The following is a 16,122-nucleotide window of genomic DNA, read 5'->3' as shown; positions in this document are numbered from 1 at the left end:
TCACTGTTCCAGCCACGTGAATCCACGCTGAGGGATACGCGTTACGCGCCCCCACGCGATACGAACCGACGGAGCCACAATGAAGGCAAACGATCTCGTCAATTACATGGCCGACATGTTCCCCTACAGGAGAAGGAGCTCACTCGATTGGATCGTTCCCCTGTCGGTCGGGCTCGGCCTCGGCGTCGCCATGGGCGTCGGGGTTGGCGTCCTGGTCGCGCCGACGTCAGGTGACGAGGCTCGCCGCCGGCTGCGCGACAGCACGAGCCGGCTGCGCGAGCGCGCGGAGAGGGCCAAGGAGCGCGCCCTGGGCGCTGCGCAGCGGACCCAGGACCAGATCCAGGAGAAGCTCCAGGAGAGCACCGGCTCGTACTCCAACGAGCTCGGCGCCCGCTGAGCGAGCTCCAGGGGGGCGCGAAGGCGCCGCACCGCCCACGCGCGGAGCGGCGCCTTCCATCATTTCCCGGGATGTGCTCCAGCAGCCGAGCGACATCTGCGCAGCCGGAGCGGCACAAGCGATGCTTTTCCGAGAGCAGATGGATTGAACGAGACACCTCGCGAACCGCGGCACAGGGGCACTCGTCGAATGATGTATTACCGGACGCTCACTGCATTCTTCCCAGGTCGCACGGAAGCCGCGGGCGCACTTGGCCGCCTCCTCGCCTTGGGCGTCGCGGCCGAGGACATCAGCATGGTGCCCAGGCAGCACTCCCGTCTGGACGAGATCGAGCTCACGATCCACAGCAAGGCGTCCGAAGGGGCCGCCCTGGGCGCTGTGATCGGAGGGCTCGTCGGGGGCACGCTCGCGGCGATCATGGCAGGAGGCGCGCTGATCATTCCGCGGCTCGACGCGTTCCTGGCGGGGCCCATCGTCGCGTGCCTCGCGGGAGCGGGCGCCGCTGGCGCTGCCGGCACCCTGCTCGGCGCCGTCCTCGGCGCGCGCCTGCCCGAGTACGAGGCGCGCCGGCTCGACGACGGCAGCGCCGGCGGCGGCGCGTTGCTCTCCGTGCGGTGCTTGCCCGACGTTTCCCGCAGCGTTGAAGAGGTGCTGAGCGAGAGCGGCGGTCGCCGCATCCGCAAGACCTGCAGCCGCAGGACCTGAAGGAGGACCCTGCGCCCGGCGTGGCGTGGCCCAGCGATCTTGCGAACGAGCAACGATCGAGCCGCGATCCACGTGCGGACGCGGCCGGGACGCGCCTGTGGTGAAACCGCCAATCCGCCAAGGGCGCCTAGAAAAACCTCAACAATCTTGGCGTCCTTGGCGGTTCAAACGACCCCACCTTCAACCAAGGTAACGCGCAGCAGGTGCCTGCTGGATCACGGCGACGAGCCGGGATGGCTCTGGGACCGCGTCTGCTCATCGAGGACGAGCTCGACCGCCTGGGCCAGCGCGCTCTTGACGTAGCTGCGCGTCGCGAGCGACCCGAGCCTGCTGAGCACGCGCGGCGTCAGGCCCCCGCCGAGCAGGAACCCCAGCCCAGCCGCCGCTGCGATCGCCACGTGCGGGTTGTCCCGCGCGAACGCCGAGACCGCCCGCGTGACCTCCGCCGCGTCGAGCCGGCTGAGCGCGTCGTTCACCACCTCTCGCGCGTCGCGCTCCCGTTCGACCTCGACCTCGCGTGCCGTCATGATGACCTCCTCAACTCAACCGTGTAACGACCCGCCCGATCAGGTAGCCCACGGCGGCCACCGCGAGGAGCGTGGCCACAGGGCGCTCTTGCACGAGCGAGACGAGCCGCTCGTCCGCGCGGCGGACCTCGCCGAAGAGGCGAGGGACGGCGGCGGGAATGTTCGCTCGCCGCTCCCGGCGTCCGGACTCTTGTTCGATGTCTGCATCGTTGGCGATCATCGTGAACCGGTCTCCAGCAATGCCCGAACCACCGCGCGACGTGCATCGGCTGCACGATCCGGAGACCGACCCACCGGCGCGGGGCAGCAGGACGAGGAGAGCCAGCGGAGAAGCGCGCGCGACGAGCGCGGGGCGGAGCGCCTTCCGGGACGTTCGTGCTCACGGACGGAAGGGCGAGCGCGCGACGCGCGTGTGGACCTCGCGACCTCGCGCGCGAGCGCCGCGCTTGCGGGCCGCGCTCGCCAGGTGACGGGCTCATGGAGATCGCTGACCGCACGACGGCGCGCGGCGCAGCGCACGCGCTAGAAGCGGACGCCGAACGCCCGGAGCGCGCGGCGCAGCGTCTCCGCGCCGTCGCACACCGCCACCCGCTCGGCCTGGGACACCTCCGCAGCCCGCGTCGGGTCCCCCTTGAACCAGACGGCCCGCATCCCTGCCGCGAGGGCGCCGCCGACGTCGGCGGCGAAGGAATCGCCGACGTGGACCACCGCGGCGAGCGGCGCACCGAGGCGCTCGGCCGTCCATGCGAAGATCTCCCTGCCCGGCTTCTCGAACCCGAGCCGCCCCGAGTCCGCCACCGCCACGAAGTGCGCCGACCAGCCGAGCTCTTCGATCAGCTCCTCGAGCCGGCCCTCCGAGTTCGACAGCACCGCGACCGGCACGCCGGCCTGCCGGAGCTCGATCACGACGTCGATCATCCCCGCGATCGGCCGGCGCCAGAGGTTCTTCCGGGGCTGCTCCGTCCAGAGCCAGTCGACCGCCGCGTCGAGCGCGCTGGCCTCGACGCCGCCCGCCTCGAGCAGGCGGCGCATCATGATCTTCCACGGGTGGCCGCCGAGCCCGCGCTGGATCGCCTCGTTGTACGCGCGCCAGCCCTCGTCCACCGCCCCGTCCAGCCGCTCCCGAGGCGCGGCGATCCCCCGCTCGGCGAGGCGGGCGGAGAGCAGCCCCGTGTCGAGCTCCACCAGGGTCTGGCCGAAGTCGAAGGAGACGGCTGTAGCAGGCTCGTTGCGCATGAATTACTCGGCGTACATCGCCTCGATCTCGCGCGCAAAATTCTGGCTCACATTGCGCCGCTTGATCTTGAGCGTCGGCGTCAGCTCGCCGTCCTCGATGGTGAAGCCGCGCGGCAGGATCGAGAACTTCTTGATCGTCTCGACCTGCGCGAGCTCGCCGTTCACCTCGTCGACGGCCCGCTGCACGGCCTCCCTGATCTCGGGCGACGCGTGCGAGAGCTCGCGGCCGAGCCCGCGCTCGGCCGAGAGGCGCTTCACCGCGTCGGGGGCCAGCACGAGCAGGGCCGTGAGGAACTTGCGCCCATCGCCGACGACCACCGCCTCGGCGATGAGGTCGTGGCGCTTGAGCGCCTCCTCGATGTTCTTGGGCGAGATGTTCTTTCCGCCGGCCGTGATGAGGATCTCCTTCTTCCGCCCGGTGATGTGGAGGAACCCTTCCTCGTCGAATCGGCCGAGATCCCCCGAATGGAGCCAGCCGTCGACCAGGGCCTGCGCGGTCGCCTCGGGATCCTTGTAGTAGCCGAGGAACACGGTCGGCCCCTTCACGAGGATCTCGCCGTCGTCCGCGATCTTCACGTCCATGCCTGGCACCGACGGCCCCACGGAGCCGAGCTTCGTCCTGCCCGGCAGGTTGTAGCTCGTCGCGCCGGTCACCTCGGACTGGCCGTAGACCTCGGTGATCAGGATGTCGAGCGACGCGAAGAAATCGAGGACCTCCTTCGCGATGGGGGCCGCGCCGCTGCTGAACGCGTGCGCCCGGCCGAGCCCCACGGCCGCCTTCACCTTCGCGTAGACCAGCGTGTCGAAGGCGCGGTGCTGCAGCGCGAGCAGCGGCCCCGGCTGCTCGCCTCGGGCGCGGAGCTCGCTGTGCTGGAGCCCGACGCGCCTCGCCTGATCGAGCATGATTTTCTGCAACCCCCTCGCGCCGGAGAGCTTCGCGTCGATCCCGTCCCTCAGCTTCTCCCAGACGCGCGGGACCCCGAAGAAGGCGGTAGGCCGCACCTCCTTGAGGTTGTCGGCGAGCGCCGCCATCGACTCGGCGAAGTACACGGCCGCGCCGACCGAGGCCGGGATGTGGATCGTGAACATCTGCTCGGCGACGTGCGAAAGAGGCAGGTAGGAGAGCGCGATGTCCCGGGACGAGCACGGGATGAGGCGCGCCGCCATGTCCGCCGAGCGCGTGAGGTTCTCATGGCTCAGCATGACGCCCTTCGGCGGCCCCACCGTCCCGGAGGTGTAGAGCAGCGTCGCGAGGCCGTTCGGCTCGAGCGCGTCGAGCCGCTGCTCGAGCAGCGCGTCCGAGACGCGGTCGCCCCGCGCGAGGAACTCATCCCAGGCCAGGATCCGCGGATCGCCCGCGGGCTCCGCGCCCCGCATCAGCACCACCCACGAGAGCCGCGGCAGCCGATTCCACTGGCTCAGCACCTTCTCCAGCTGGGCCCTGTCCTCGACCAGCACCACCTGCGACCCCGCATGGCGCACGACGTGGCGCACCTCCTCGGGCGAGCACGTCGTGTAGATGCCCGCGGGAGCGCCTCCGATCGCCATGCAAGCCACGTGGAGCACCACCCACTCGGGCCGGTTGAAGCCGAGGAGGCTGACCGTGGCGCCGGGCTCGAGGCCGAGCGCGAGGAGCGCCTTGCCGGCGCGCCGCGCCTCGCCCGCGTACTCCCGGAAGCTGGTCATCCTCCAGAAGCCCCCCTCCTTGACGTAGTGGGCAGGAGCCTCGGGACGCGCCTTCGCCTGGCCTAGCAGGCGCCGCGGTATCGAGTCACAGGGCATCGGGCTACCTCGTTCAGGGGCAAACGTGCGCAATCACAGGCGAATTTTCCTGCACCCGCCCGGGGTCCGGGACCGCCTGGGGGCGTGGCGTCCCGCACAGTAGCAGCAGACGCCGCGGCGTTCTGAGCGTGAAACGTTCCCGCCGGGCGCTTCTGTCCGGCGGCGCTCCGAGCGCACGCTCGGCGGATCGCGCGCTGGAGCAGGCCGAGCGCGCGGCGGTCCTCGCTGCGGTTACGGGCGGGACGCCGGCTCGCCGTCACGGGCGAGCCGCTCGTCCTCCGCCCGCTGCCGCGCAAACGCTGGCCCGCGCTGTCGTCAGCTTGACTGCACGTCTTTGGATCAGGACCATTCGGCGGTGGGCGAGCGCAAAGGGACGATCGAGGAGGCTGACTGGGCGGCGGACTCCGCCCGCAGCAACGAGCTCGCCGCCTCGGGCCCGCCGGAGCGCGTGCGGGCAGCGATCGACGGCGGGACCCTGGTCTCCAGGCAGGGGCTCGTCCCCGCGCCCGAGCCCCCGCCCACCGTCCAGGTGCGGCGCCCGGATCGCGACGCCACGACCACGGTCGGCCGGGACGCGCCGCCGGACGCGCAGGCGTCGCCCTCGGATCGGCACGCGCGGAGCTTCGGAAAATACCGGTTCATCGCGACGCTCGGGCACGGGGGCATGGCGGACGTGCACCTGGCGGTCGCGGTGGGGCCGGCGGGCTTCAGCAAGCTGCAGGTCATCAAGCGCCTCCGGCCCAACATCGCCGACGAGCCCGAGTTCCGGGACATGCTGCTCGACGAGGCCCGCCTCGCCGCCCGCCTGAACCACCGCAACGTGGTGCAGACCAACGAGGTCGGCCTCGCGGACGGCGAGTACTTCATCGCCATGGAGTACCTCGACGGGCAGCCGCTGAGCCGGGTGATCTCCCGCGCGCGAGAGCAAGCCCGGGCGATCCCGTTCGCCATCCAGTTCTGGATCCTCAGCGAGGTGCTGGCCGGCCTCCACTACGCCCACGAGCTCGTCGACTACGACGGGACGCCGCTCAACGTCGTTCACCGCGACATCAGCCCCCACAACATCTTCGTCACCTACGACGGGCAGGTGAAGATCGTCGACTTCGGGATCGCGCTCGCCGCGCACCGCCTCGTCGAGACGCAGACCGGCACGATGAAGGGCAAGGTCGCGTACATGGCGCCGGAGCAGGCGTTCTCGCACTCTTCCCAGATCGATCGGCGCGCGGACGTCTTCTCGGCCGGCGTCATCCTCTGGGAGATGCTCGCCGGCCGCCGCCTCTGGCGTGGGCTGTCGGATCCGCAGATCATCTCGCGCCTGATGCGGGACATCCCGGACCTGCGGTCCGCGCGCCCCGAGGTGCCCGTCGAGCTCGCGCGCATCTGCGCCAAGGCGCTCGCGCACTCGCCCGACCAGCGCTATTCGACGGCCGCCGCCTTTCGCGCGGAGCTCGCTCGCTACACGGAACGCCTGGAAGAGCAGGTGACAGCCGAGCAGCTCGGCGCGCTCATGCGCGAGCTGTTCACCGGCGAGCGGTCCGAGATCCGGGCGATCATCGATCGCCAGCTCAAGCAGCTGCAGGAGCACGGCGCGGAGGCGGGGAGCGCGGGGCTCGCCGGCCGCGCGCCGAGGCTGCCGTCGCTGCCAGGGCGCGAGCCGCTCGACTCGGATCCTCCCGCGCAGGAGGAGGGCGCGACCACGGGCTCGTCGCCGTCGGCGCCCACGCGCGCCCTCCACCGCTCGAGCCCCCCGCAGGCGACGCTCCACGCCGTCGTGCGGACCGAGCCGGCCACGGCCGTTCAGCCCGCGCCGGCGCCGCGGCGCTCCCGGTTGCCGCTCGTCGCGTTCGCAGCGGTCATCGCGCTGGTCGGCGCCGCGACGCTGTACCTGAAGCTGCGCGATCCGGTCCCGCAGAGCCTCCGCGTGGCCCCGCCGCCGGCCCAGAGCGCGCTGCCCGCGCCGGAGCCCTCCCCGCCATCCGCCGCGAGCAGCGCTCCACGCGAGCAGACCGACGCGTCGCTCCTCCGCGCATCGATCAAGGCGAGCCCCGCCAGCGCGAAGATCTTCGTCGACGGGGTGGAGCTCCCCTCGAACCCGTTCGACGGCAAGCTCATCAAGGACGGCGCGGCGCACCGGATCGAGGTCTCCGCGCCAGGCCACGCCGCGCAACGACGGATGCTCGTGTTCGACCGGGACATCGAGCTCGAGGTGACGCTCTCCCACGCGCAGCGAGGGCCGGCCCCCGCGGCCACGGCGACCCCGAAGATCGTCAAGCCCCCCGCCGAGGCGGATCCCATCGTCCCGCCGCCGAAGCCCGATCCCTACTGACGCGCGGGGCCCGCGGGCGGCCGTTACAGATCCTGGTAACCGATCGGCGGCTCGACGAGCTTCGCCGCCTTGGCGACGCCGCGGAACACGTAGTCGGAGTAGCTGTAAGGCCCGTCCGACCACACGAGGAAATCGTCCGCGAGCACCCCGTTGGGCGCTCCCTCGCAGAGCTCCGGCGCCGCCACGACGGGCCCTTCGTTGTAGATCGGCGCCGACGCGTTGACCGCCTCCTCGGCCTCTTCCATGGCGGCCAGCGCGCCGGCGTGCCGGTCGGCGTCGAGCTCGTCGACGGGGTAGAGCTCCCAGTCGAGCATCACGAGCTCCGGGTGCGGGGGCTCGTTCGGGGCCGACGCGAAGGGGGCGTGCGTGGCCTCGGGGAGGCCCGTCCGCGCGAGCGCCTCGATCAGGCGGCTCCGGTAGCGCAGCGCCGCGTCATCCGGCGTCCAGAACGCCGTGAGGGCCGCGATCACGTCCTCGGTCTTCGCCTCGCGCCACAGCGAAGGGTCGCGCGAGCCGAGATCGAGCGCGCGCTCCTTCCGGAGGCGCGCTTGGAAGGCCGACGCGTGCGGCGCGAACTCCGGCAGCTCGGCCAGGGCGTGATCGACGGACCAGTGGAGCCGATGATCGACCTCGCGCACGTACCGGTGCTTGCCGAGGGCGCGGAGGAGTCGGGCGATTTCGTCGGGTGTGCGCGCTGCGAACGACCAGGCAAGCATCATGGGGCAAGGCTCATCGATCCGTGCAGGGGATGGCACGCCGAGCTGGCTCGCCGATGCCGATCGGGCGGCGGGCACCTCGGCACGGGGTGAATTCCCATCGCTCGGACGCGGTGTCGATCACTTCTTGCCGGGGAGGTGCCACACGCCGGCGAACCACACCAGGGATCCGTCTGCGCGGCGCACGGTGGTGGCAGGCGCGAAGTACGCGCCCGGCGGGACGGGCTCCCATCGTCCCTGCTGCCACGCCCAGCGGCGGCTCCGCCACTGCCACTCGCCGTCGATCCACACGTCGCCCGGCCGCTCGGACGGCGAGATGATCTCGACCCGCGCAGGCGGCGGAGGGTACGGCACGACCACCGTCGCCTCGCTCGGCAGGTGCGGGCCGGTCGGAGGCAGCGGGAGCGAGCTGCCGCAGCCCGCGAGCACGAGGAGCGACGCGAGCGAGATCCCGAGCGCGCGGCGCAGAGCGGCGTTCATCCTGCGTCGATCCAGGAGAGATACGCGTCCAGGACGTCGCGGCCGACGAGCAGGCACTCCAGCGTCGCGAGCGCGAGGAACGGGCCGAACGCGATGCGGGCCTGGCCGAACCCTTCGCGAGGCTCCTCCGCGAGCGGATCTTGCGCAAGCTCTTCCTCGGCGGCGGCCCGCTCCTCGGGGGACATGGCCGCGAGCTCGACGCGGATCTGCTCCCGCTCGAGGCGCACCGCCTCGGGCTCCTCGATGCTCCCGCGCAGGAGCAGCATGGCGATCGCCATGATCGATCCCTGGATGGCGCCGGCGCCGAGCACGAACAGGGCGCCCCCCCAGCCGAACCACGCGCCCGCCAGCATGAGGAGCTTGGCGTCGCCGAGGCCCATGCCGACGCGGCCGCCGCGGATCCGCGGGTAGATCACGACGAACGGGAGCCAGACGATGCCGAAGCCGACCGCCGCGCCGACGAGGGCGTCGACGAAGCCCATCGACCGCAGCGACGCGGTCGCGACGCCGAGCACCGCGCCGCCGATGGTGATCGAGTCGGGGATGAACATGTGCTCGAGGTCGATGAACGTCGCCGCGAGCAGCCCGAGCGCGAGCGCCAGGTCGGCGGTGTACGTGGCGAGCGCGTGGAGGGCCGGCGTCGTCCCGGGGAGCCGGAGGAGGATGACCTCGATGATCGCGAGCGAGAGCAAACCGCCCGCCGCCTCCACCAGGGGATACCGAGGTGACACGGGCGCACCGCAGCAGCGAGCGCGGCCGCGCAGCAGCAGGTAGCTGAGGACGGGGATGTTGTCGTAGGCGCGGATCGGCGCGCCGCACGCCGGGCAGCACGAGCCCGGACGGACGACGCTGAGCTCGCGCGGGACGCGATGGATGACGACGTTGAGGAAGCTGCCCCAGAGCAGGCCGAAGCAGAGCCCGAAGGCGCGCAGGAACCACGGAGAGAAATCGGCGAGCATCACCTGGGGCTCACGTCCTCGGGCTCGACGCGGCGAGCCGGAGCATCATCGTGAGCGCCTGCTCGAGCTCCGCGATCGTGGGTTGCACGGGGTTCTCGGCGAGCGCCGCCTTGAGGTCGACGAGGCGGCCGCCGAGCTCCTGGTAGTGACGGCGCACACCCTCGGTCGGCGCCTCGGCGACCCACCGCCTCACGACCTCGCGCAGCTCGTCGAGATCGCTGCCAGCGAGGAGCTGCGCCATCTGCGAGGCCATCGGATCCGGTGCGCCGCTCACGCCCTGCCCCATCCCGGCCAGCATAGCGCGGGCACTTTGACGGGCGAGGGGTCCTGCGACATAAGGCGAGGCGCTCACGAGGAACCGTGCCGACGAGGACGCCTGCCGTTGCCCTGATCCTGCTGGCCGCCGGCATCGCCGGAGGGGCCGGCTGCAGCCGCGCCGAGCAGCGAGAGCCCGGGGAGAAGCGCGCGGACGGAGGCGCCCCCCAGGCGCCCGCGCCCCAGGGGAAGGTGCTCGAGGCGGCCGAGAACGAGTCGCCCGCCGCGAGCGCGACGCCGCGGGCCGGCGCCGCGGCGGCCGGGCCCGCGCGGATCGAGATCCCTGCTGGAAAGCTCGTCGCGGGCAGCACGCCCGGGGACAAGGGGCGCGATCCGACGCTCGAGCCGGCGTTGCTCGACGTCGAGCTGGGCGGCTTCACCGTCGATCGCGCCCTGTACCCGAACGATCCTGCGCAGGCTCCGCTCACCGGGGTGACGCGGGCGCGCGCCTCGGAGCTCTGCCAGCAGGCCGGCGGGAGGCTGTGCACCGAGCTCGAGTGGGAGCGCGCCTGCAAGGGCCCCGAGGGGACGCCCTACGCGGGCGGCGCGGCGTGGGACCCGGCGTGCGCCAAGGCGCCCGCGTCGTGCGCATCCGGGTTCGGCGTCGTCGGGATGGGCGCTGCGCTGCGCGAGTGGACCGCGAGCGACATCGCGCCGATCGAGAACCTCCAGCCCAAGGCCGCCGCCGTGCGCGGGGCCACGGCGAGCGCGAGCGCCGTGGATCACCGGTGCGCGCGCCGCGCGGCGGTCGATCCGGCGGTGACGGGCGACGACATCGGCTTCCGGTGCTGCCACGGGGCGCCGAACGCGGCGTCGATCCCGTCGCCGCAGTGGCAGCAGACGTTCCGGCGCGCGGAGATCGGGCCGCAGCAGGTCGCAGAGCTGCTCGCGTCGGTGCCGCAGCTGCGCGACCTCGGCGGGCAGATCTCCTTCTTCAAGGAGCCCGACGACGCGAACGCCGTGCTCAGCCGGGGCCGGACGCGGCTCTCGCCGAGCGGCGCTCCGGCGAGCCAGCCCGAGGCGGGCCCGCCCCCGAACACCACGCTCACGACGTCTCCGCTGCTCTGGAACCCGGTCCCGGGCGAGGAGGTGCTCGTCGTGACGGGAAAGGCCGACGACGACGCGTTCATCGTCGCGTTCCTGAAGCTCCCTGGAGACCGCTACCGCATCGCGTCGTCGCTGCTGCTCAAGGACGATCCGGGGCCGCTCGCGCTCGGGTTCAACGGCTACGTGCGGCGACGGCTCGCGTGGGCGACCTGCTGGGACTGCCGCGGCGAGTCCGGCAACATCACCTACCGGGACGACAACCGCGTGGTGATCACGCAGAAGTGACCCCGCCGCGGCGCGGACCGGACATCGACGCGCCCCGGCGCCTCAGGTGTCGGCGCCAAGCAGGGTGTGCTGGTAGGTCGTGCCGTATTCGATGATCCGCTCGACCGCGTCGACGAACTCCGAGCGGTCGAGCGACTCGGTGGGCAGCTCGGCGCACAGCAGGATCTCGTTCCGATCATCGAGGGCGAACTTGGCGACGCGCATGTCGCGGTTGGCCTCGAGCAGATGACGGAGCAAGCCGAGCACCTGGCCGGTGTCCTCGGCCAGGGTCGGCATCGCAGCGCCGCCCTGGGCGTCGCATCGCGCGTCGAGCAGATCGAGCACGCCGAACATCGAGAGCACGACCCAGTTCTCGGTGCACTGGACGTAGAACGGAGGGAGCTCGACGACCCCTTCCTCGCGCGGACGGATGCGCAGGGTCGACGGCTTCGTCAGCTCGGCGCTGTAGCCGATCTCGTCCGTCCAGCGCTGCAGGGTCTCCACGTCGATCACGGGTGACGTGATCGCCCTGCCGCCGCCGGAGATCAAGATGCGGCGCGCTGGAAGCCCCCTCGCAGGGGCAAGCGACGAAGGCGAGGGGCGCTAGAGGCTGAGGACGGCGTCCTCTCCCCGGTCGGCGAGCTTCGCCGCGATCAGGCTGAGCAGCGCTTGCCTCCGCTCCTCGAGCTCGACGAGCGCGCGCGGCGGCACCAGCTCCTCCTCGATGCCGCCGGGGCGCAGCGCCGCGGCGGCCTCCTCGGGGCCGAAGCGCGCGAGCGCATCGCGGAGGGCCCGGGGGAACCGCACCGCTTCCACGAGGCGCTCGAGCTGCCGATCGAGCTCGTGCGCCTTCACGTGCAGCGGGAAGGCGCTCGCGTTGGCCTCCAGGCTGAGCGCTCCCGCGTGCACGTCGATGACGATCTCCTTCCGGAGCCCGTTGCCCGCCAGGTAATCGAGCACCAGCACCTCCAGGTAGTCGCGGAGGATGACCGCGCGCTCGCCGCGGACAGGCGACGGCGACCGAGCCCAGCGCGCCCACACGTCGAGCTCGGGCGCGTCGTCGAAGCGTACGGGCCGCCGGCGAGGCGAGAGCCAGCGCGGGCCGGGCGGACCGGGAGCGGGCGCGAGGACCAGCGCGTCGACCGTCCCGTCGTTCATGACGGCGAGGCGACGCAGCAGCTTGCGTGCGTTCGGCTCTCGGCCGAGGAGCGCCGCGAGCTCGCCGATGCCGATGCGTCGCGCCGCTGCCGCGGGCACGACATGCGCGCCGAGCGCCCTCGCCATGCGGTAGAACGCGAGCGGGCGCCGGAACGCGAGCGGGGCCTTCTTCTGCGCCGGCGCGAGCTTCACCTTCACCTCGCGCGGGGCCGCTCCTTCCGCGGGTGCGGCCAGCGAGAGCGTCGCCTCGAACCGGCCGTCGGCCACCTTGCCCGTGAGCCGCAGCGCGCGCAGGGGAGAGCGCTGGAGGGCGCGCGCGACGCGCGCTTCCCCCGCGGCCCAGGCGCTCGACGCGGGAGGCGAGCGCTGCTCGGCCGGCGAGCGCGCATCGGCTGGCGGGCGCGCATCGGCCGGCGAGCGCGCCGTGGGCGCGCCGATCGCAGGCGCGCTCTCCTCGTCGACGAGCGCAGCGATCGCGCCGACGGACCCGTCGCTGCGCTCGGACGACGGTCGCGCGCACGAGACCGCGAGCAGCGCCGCCGCGACGAGCATGCGCGGCGCCCCCACGCCGCCGAGGCGCCGCAGCGGTCCGCGCGCCGATCCGGGGGCGCGCAGGTAGCGCGCGCACCGGCTCATCCGTCCTTCGCGAGCCCGCGCGGATGGTCCGGCGAGGACCCGCCCTCGGCTAGACGCTGCGACGACGCCTCCTCGGCCAGCGACCGCGAGCGCCCGTCATCCGTCGCAGCCTGCGAGCCTGACGCCCGCGCGCTCGCCCCGAGCGACGCGCCGCCGATGACGCGCTCCAGGAGGAACTGCTCCACGCGCTCGATGACCATCTTCTTGCGCTCCAGCGGGACGACGTGCGTGCCGCCGTTCACCATCATCAGCTCTCCGCGCGGCAGCGCCGCCGCCATCTCCTCTGCGAGCCGAGGCGGGGTGAACGTGTCGCGATCGCCCGCGATCACGAGCGCGGGCACGTCGATCTGCGGGAGAAGATCGAGCGTCGAGTGCTCGCCGGCGCTGCGCAGCATGTGGAGGAACATCGAGAAATCGATGTCGACCATGTGCCGCATGTACGGCAGCAGATCCGCCGGCGTGACCGCGCTCGCGTCGACCTCCCGCGTGAGCAGCGCGATCCGCAGCGCCATCGGCGCGGGCACGCGACTCCAGATCGCGCGCGCGATGTGCGGGTACGCGTCGACCTGCTCGATCAGCCGCGGCAGGAGCTGCGCGAGCACGTCCGTGCCCTTGAAATGGTGCGTGATCCTGCCGGACGAGCCGCAGATCAGCACGAGCCCGCGCACCCCCTCGCGGTGGGTCCGCAGGTGCTCCAGGACGACCTGGCAGCCCATCGAGTGCCCGAAGAGCACGACGGGGCCATCGCCGATCGACGCGCGCACCGCAGCCAGATCGCTGGCGTGATCGCGCAGCTCGACCGCCTGCGGATCACCAGGCAAGCTGCTGCGACCGTGGCCGCGATAGTTCCAGTGGGCGACGTTGACCGTACGGGCCAGGTCGTCCCAGAGGTACTTCCAGATGAAGCCGTCGCACGCGATGCCGTCACAGAGCACCGCGGTGAGGCGTCCCGAGCCCGCCCCGACCCCGCTGGCCAAGCTTCCGCTGCCGCCGGGACCTTCCCGGTAGCGGACGTAAATCCGCGTACCGTCCTTCCCGGCGGCGAAAAGCTCTCGACCCATCGATCCCCGAGCGACGCGGCTTTACGCGAGGCTCGCGGCGATGTTAGTCGCCGCTGTCCTCGTCGTCAGCCACGTCATTGACACTCGGAAGCTTTTTGATGTCTATCCGCGCCAGCTTCCACGCGCGCTGCACAACCCAAGAAAGCGAGCGATCGAGCCGCGCCGCTTCCTCCTTGATTTCCTGCAGCATCGACTCCGGAAAGTAGAGGCTCTGCTTCCGCTTGTCCGTCTTCGAGGCTTCGTTGTTTTTCGCCAGCGTGTCCTTGTCGGTCATACGCTCTTGGGGCTCCTCCCGATCCGCCACAGAAGAGCACCTTAGCGTACGGTGCACTTCCGTGGAAAGCATTCGTTTTTCCATGATGCCGATTGCGGCCACTATGTGTGTATTGCCGCGATAGGCGCTCTGCGTCATGATTCCGGGAATGCGATCTTCCCCGCAATCGCGCTCGCCGCGACGATGAGGGGACTGGCCAGGTAGACCTGGCCGGGCCCGCTTCGCCCCGGGAAGTTCCGGTTGATGGCCGAGACCGTGACCTGTTCCTTGCGGTCGGATACACCGGGACCGGCCTTGATGCACGCGCCGCAGGAGGGGTCGACGAGCTCGGCGCCGGCTTTCTCGAAGATCTCGAGGTAGCCCTTGGCCTCGGCGTAGCGGCGGATGTCCTGCGATCCGAACTGGATGTAGAGGTGCACGCCGTCAGCGACGCGCTTGCCCCGCTCGACCGCCTGGCGCAGCACGGACGCGTACATGTCCATGTCGGCCTTCTTGCCGCCCGTGCACGAGCCTCCGTACGCGATGTCGATCTTCACCGGACCGCCGGCGGCCTCATCGAGCGACCGCAGCGGCACGCCGTTCCTCGGATCGCCCGGGGTCGCGACCATCGGCTCGACCGACGCGAGATCGACGTCGAACGTCGCCATGTACTCCGCGCCGGGATCCGCGCGCACGATGCGCGCGCGCACGTCCTCCGCGGCGAGCCCGCGCTGCTCGACGAGGTAGCGCACGATCTCCTCGTCGGCCTCGATGATCCCCGTGAAGCCGCCCGCCTCGACCGCCATGTTGGTGAGCGTCGCCCGCTCGTCGAGCCCCATCGCGCGGACGCCATCGCCCGCGAACTCGAGCACCTTGCCGATGCCCTGGCCCGTCTTCCAGAACGGCCGCGAGAGCAGGAACAGCATCACGTCCTTCGCCGTGACCCCCGGCCCGAGCCGCCCGGTCAGGTTGAAGCGCACCGACTGCGGCACCGCGACGCGGACGTCGCGCGTGAGCCACGCGTTCGCCATGTCCGTCGAGCCGACGCCGAACGCGAAGCACCCGAGCGCCCCCGCCATGCAGGTGTGCGAGTCGGTCCCCGCCACGATCTGCCCTGGCAGCGCGAGCTCCTCGATCACCTTGTTGTGGCAGATGGCCTCCGAGCCCACGGTCCTGCCGTCGCGCTCGACCTCGCCGTACAGCTTGATCCCGTGCCGCTCGGTGAAGGCCTGCTGCACCGTCGCGAGCGAGGCCGCCTGCTCCCGCAAGCCGAGCCTGAGGTGCGCCTCCGGCATCACGCGATCGAGGAACGTCAGGTGATCCCGGAAGGCGAAGACGCTCTCCGGCTCGGTCACGACCGCGTCCGGCCCGACGCCCGCCCGGAAGAGCGACTCGGCCATCGGTGTGACGTATTCGTGCGAGAAGCGCACGTCGATGCGGGCGAAGAGCGCGTCTCCAGGCTTCACCGCGGGGACGCCGATCTTCCCTGCCCGGGCGTCCACGATCGCGTGCGCCGCGATGATCTTCTCGCACAGCGTCATCGGCCGCGGCGGCGTGGCCAGGGTGGGCGGCGAGACCTCGCCGGCCATCCGCGCCTTGTTGTAGGCGAAGAGGCCACCGTACTCGACGACATCGGCGCTGATCGGGTCGAGCCCGCGGGTGAACTCGCCGATCGGGATCTCGTCGCCCCGCGCGATCCGGTCGAGGAGCGAGAAATCGGTCGTCGTGAGCAGCCCGATGTTCTGGCAGTTCTGGCCGTAGATCTTCTCGATGCTCCTCGCGACGACGATCTGGATCCCCGCCTCGCGCTCCGAGTACGGCGCCGTCTCGCGCGAGCTGCCGCACCCCTTCGAGCGCCCGCTGACGATGACGCCGAAGCCGCCGTTCTTGATGGCGTCGCGCTCGATGTGCCCGCCGCGCAGCCCGACCAGGCAGTAACGGGCGAGCGTCTCGTCGTAGTAGTAACAGACCCATCCCGGCGTGAGCTCGTCGGTCGAGATGTTGTCGATCAGCGCGTGCTGCTCGGGATCGAAGCGAAGCTCGCCGCCCGCCAGCTGCTGCTTCAGGAGCGCCGGGTCCTCGGTCAGGTAGAGGGTCCTCCCGGTGACTTGAACGGACTTCCGGCGGGGGATCGGCATCTGCACCTCGGACGCCCCGGGACGCGCGGCGCGCGCTGGGACCTCTCCACACCTAGTCGCTCTGGGCGGAGGCGCCAACGGCGGTCTTTGCCAGCGCGCGCGGAGCTCCGCGCGGCTTACGT

General features: G+C 71.6%; 17 protein-coding genes. 4 read left to right on the top strand and 13 right to left on the bottom strand.

The genetic code is table 11. The features are described from left to right. Positions 1–79 precede the first annotated feature (79 nt). Positions 80–397, top strand: coding sequence for a YtxH domain-containing protein (locus WMF39_RS47165; RefSeq protein WP_437742978.1), 318 nt, complete (start codon positions 80–82; stop codon positions 395–397). A 294-nt stretch (positions 398–691) separates the two neighbouring features. After that, complete coding sequence (locus tag WMF39_RS47160) at positions 692–1,102, top strand: hypothetical protein (RefSeq protein WP_437742977.1); 411 nt, start codon at positions 692–694, stop codon at positions 1,100–1,102. A 215-nt stretch (positions 1,103–1,317) separates the two neighbouring features. Here WMF39_RS47160 and WMF39_RS47155 read toward each other — a convergent pair whose 3' ends face one another. The 4 genes from WMF39_RS47155 to WMF39_RS47140 all read right to left on the bottom strand — a co-directional run bounded on the left by WMF39_RS47155 (position 1,318) and on the right by WMF39_RS47140 (position 4,647). Further along, positions 1,318–1,629 carry a hypothetical protein gene (locus WMF39_RS47155; protein ID WP_437742976.1) on the bottom strand — a complete coding sequence of 104 codons (312 nt, stop codon included), beginning with the start codon at positions 1,627–1,629 and terminating at the stop codon, positions 1,318–1,320. Positions 1,630–1,639: 10 nt separating this feature from the next. Beyond that, positions 1,640–1,849, bottom strand: coding sequence for a hypothetical protein (locus WMF39_RS47150; RefSeq protein ID WP_437742975.1), 210 nt, complete (start codon positions 1,847–1,849; stop codon positions 1,640–1,642). 302 nt (positions 1,850–2,151) lie between these two features. Further along, on the bottom strand, positions 2,152–2,865 hold the full coding sequence (locus tag WMF39_RS47145; RefSeq protein ID WP_437742974.1) for an HAD family hydrolase: 714 nt from the start codon (positions 2,863–2,865) through the stop codon (positions 2,152–2,154). A 3-nt stretch (positions 2,866–2,868) separates the two neighbouring features. Then, positions 2,869–4,647 (bottom strand): AMP-dependent synthetase/ligase, encoded by a 1,779-nt coding sequence (locus WMF39_RS47140; protein ID WP_437742973.1) that lies wholly within the window; start codon positions 4,645–4,647, stop codon positions 2,869–2,871. A 355-nt stretch (positions 4,648–5,002) separates the two neighbouring features. Here WMF39_RS47140 and WMF39_RS47135 point away from each other — a divergent pair, with 355 nt between their 5' ends. Beyond that, complete coding sequence (locus tag WMF39_RS47135; protein ID WP_437742972.1) at positions 5,003–6,973, top strand: serine/threonine protein kinase; 1,971 nt, start codon at positions 5,003–5,005, stop codon at positions 6,971–6,973. A 23-nt stretch (positions 6,974–6,996) separates the two neighbouring features. Here the strand turns inward: WMF39_RS47135 and WMF39_RS47130 are convergent, their stop codons facing one another. The 4 genes from WMF39_RS47130 to WMF39_RS47115 form a co-directional block, all read right to left on the bottom strand. Beyond that, on the bottom strand, positions 6,997–7,692 hold the full coding sequence (locus WMF39_RS47130) for a hypothetical protein (protein ID WP_437742971.1): 696 nt from the start codon (positions 7,690–7,692) through the stop codon (positions 6,997–6,999). A gap of 117 nt (positions 7,693–7,809) precedes the next feature. After that, positions 7,810–8,169 carry a YXWGXW repeat-containing protein gene (locus WMF39_RS47125; protein ID WP_437742970.1) on the bottom strand — a complete coding sequence of 120 codons (360 nt, stop codon included), beginning with the start codon at positions 8,167–8,169 and terminating at the stop codon, positions 7,810–7,812. Next, positions 8,166–9,128: a prepilin peptidase gene (locus WMF39_RS47120; protein ID WP_437748125.1), complete on the bottom strand. Its 963-nt coding sequence runs from the start codon at positions 9,126–9,128 to the stop codon at positions 8,166–8,168. The genes WMF39_RS47125 and WMF39_RS47120 overlap by 4 nt, the downstream gene beginning before the upstream one ends. Before the next feature lie 10 nt (positions 9,129–9,138). Beyond that, positions 9,139–9,414 (bottom strand): hypothetical protein, encoded by a 276-nt coding sequence (locus WMF39_RS47115; protein ID WP_437742969.1) that lies wholly within the window; start codon positions 9,412–9,414, stop codon positions 9,139–9,141. Positions 9,415–9,488: 74 nt separating this feature from the next. Between WMF39_RS47115 and WMF39_RS47110 the strand changes: the two genes are divergently transcribed. Continuing rightward, on the top strand, positions 9,489–10,775 hold the full coding sequence (locus tag WMF39_RS47110) for a formylglycine-generating enzyme family protein (protein ID WP_437742968.1): 1,287 nt from the start codon (positions 9,489–9,491) through the stop codon (positions 10,773–10,775). A gap of 42 nt (positions 10,776–10,817) precedes the next feature. Here the strand turns inward: WMF39_RS47110 and WMF39_RS47105 are convergent, their stop codons facing one another. The 5 genes from WMF39_RS47105 to WMF39_RS47085 all read right to left on the bottom strand — a co-directional run bounded on the left by WMF39_RS47105 (position 10,818) and on the right by WMF39_RS47085 (position 16,000). Continuing rightward, positions 10,818–11,303: a YbjN domain-containing protein gene (locus tag WMF39_RS47105; protein ID WP_437742967.1), complete on the bottom strand. Its 486-nt coding sequence runs from the start codon at positions 11,301–11,303 to the stop codon at positions 10,818–10,820. Between the two features lie 54 nt (positions 11,304–11,357). Next, a complete protein-coding gene (locus WMF39_RS47100) occupies positions 11,358–12,548 on the bottom strand; it encodes a hypothetical protein (protein WP_437742966.1) in 1,191 nt (396 codons plus the stop codon). Beyond that, positions 12,545–13,609 (bottom strand): alpha/beta fold hydrolase, encoded by a 1,065-nt coding sequence (locus WMF39_RS47095; RefSeq protein ID WP_437742965.1) that lies wholly within the window; start codon positions 13,607–13,609, stop codon positions 12,545–12,547. Before WMF39_RS47095 ends, WMF39_RS47100 begins: the two co-directional genes overlap by 4 nt. A 43-nt stretch (positions 13,610–13,652) precedes the next feature. After that, a complete protein-coding gene (locus tag WMF39_RS47090; protein WP_012241296.1) occupies positions 13,653–13,883 on the bottom strand; it encodes a TIGR04563 family protein in 231 nt (76 codons plus the stop codon). Between the two features lie 134 nt (positions 13,884–14,017). Beyond that, positions 14,018–16,000 (bottom strand): aconitase family protein, encoded by a 1,983-nt coding sequence (locus tag WMF39_RS47085; protein ID WP_437742964.1) that lies wholly within the window; start codon positions 15,998–16,000, stop codon positions 14,018–14,020. Positions 16,001–16,122: the final 122 nt, after the last annotated feature.

Source organism: Sorangium sp. So ce1504, assembly GCF_051521635.1.
Lineage (GTDB): Bacteria > Myxococcota_A > Polyangia > Polyangiales > Polyangiaceae > Sorangium > Sorangium cellulosum_B.
This window is presented reverse-complemented; position numbering and strand designations above follow the sequence as displayed.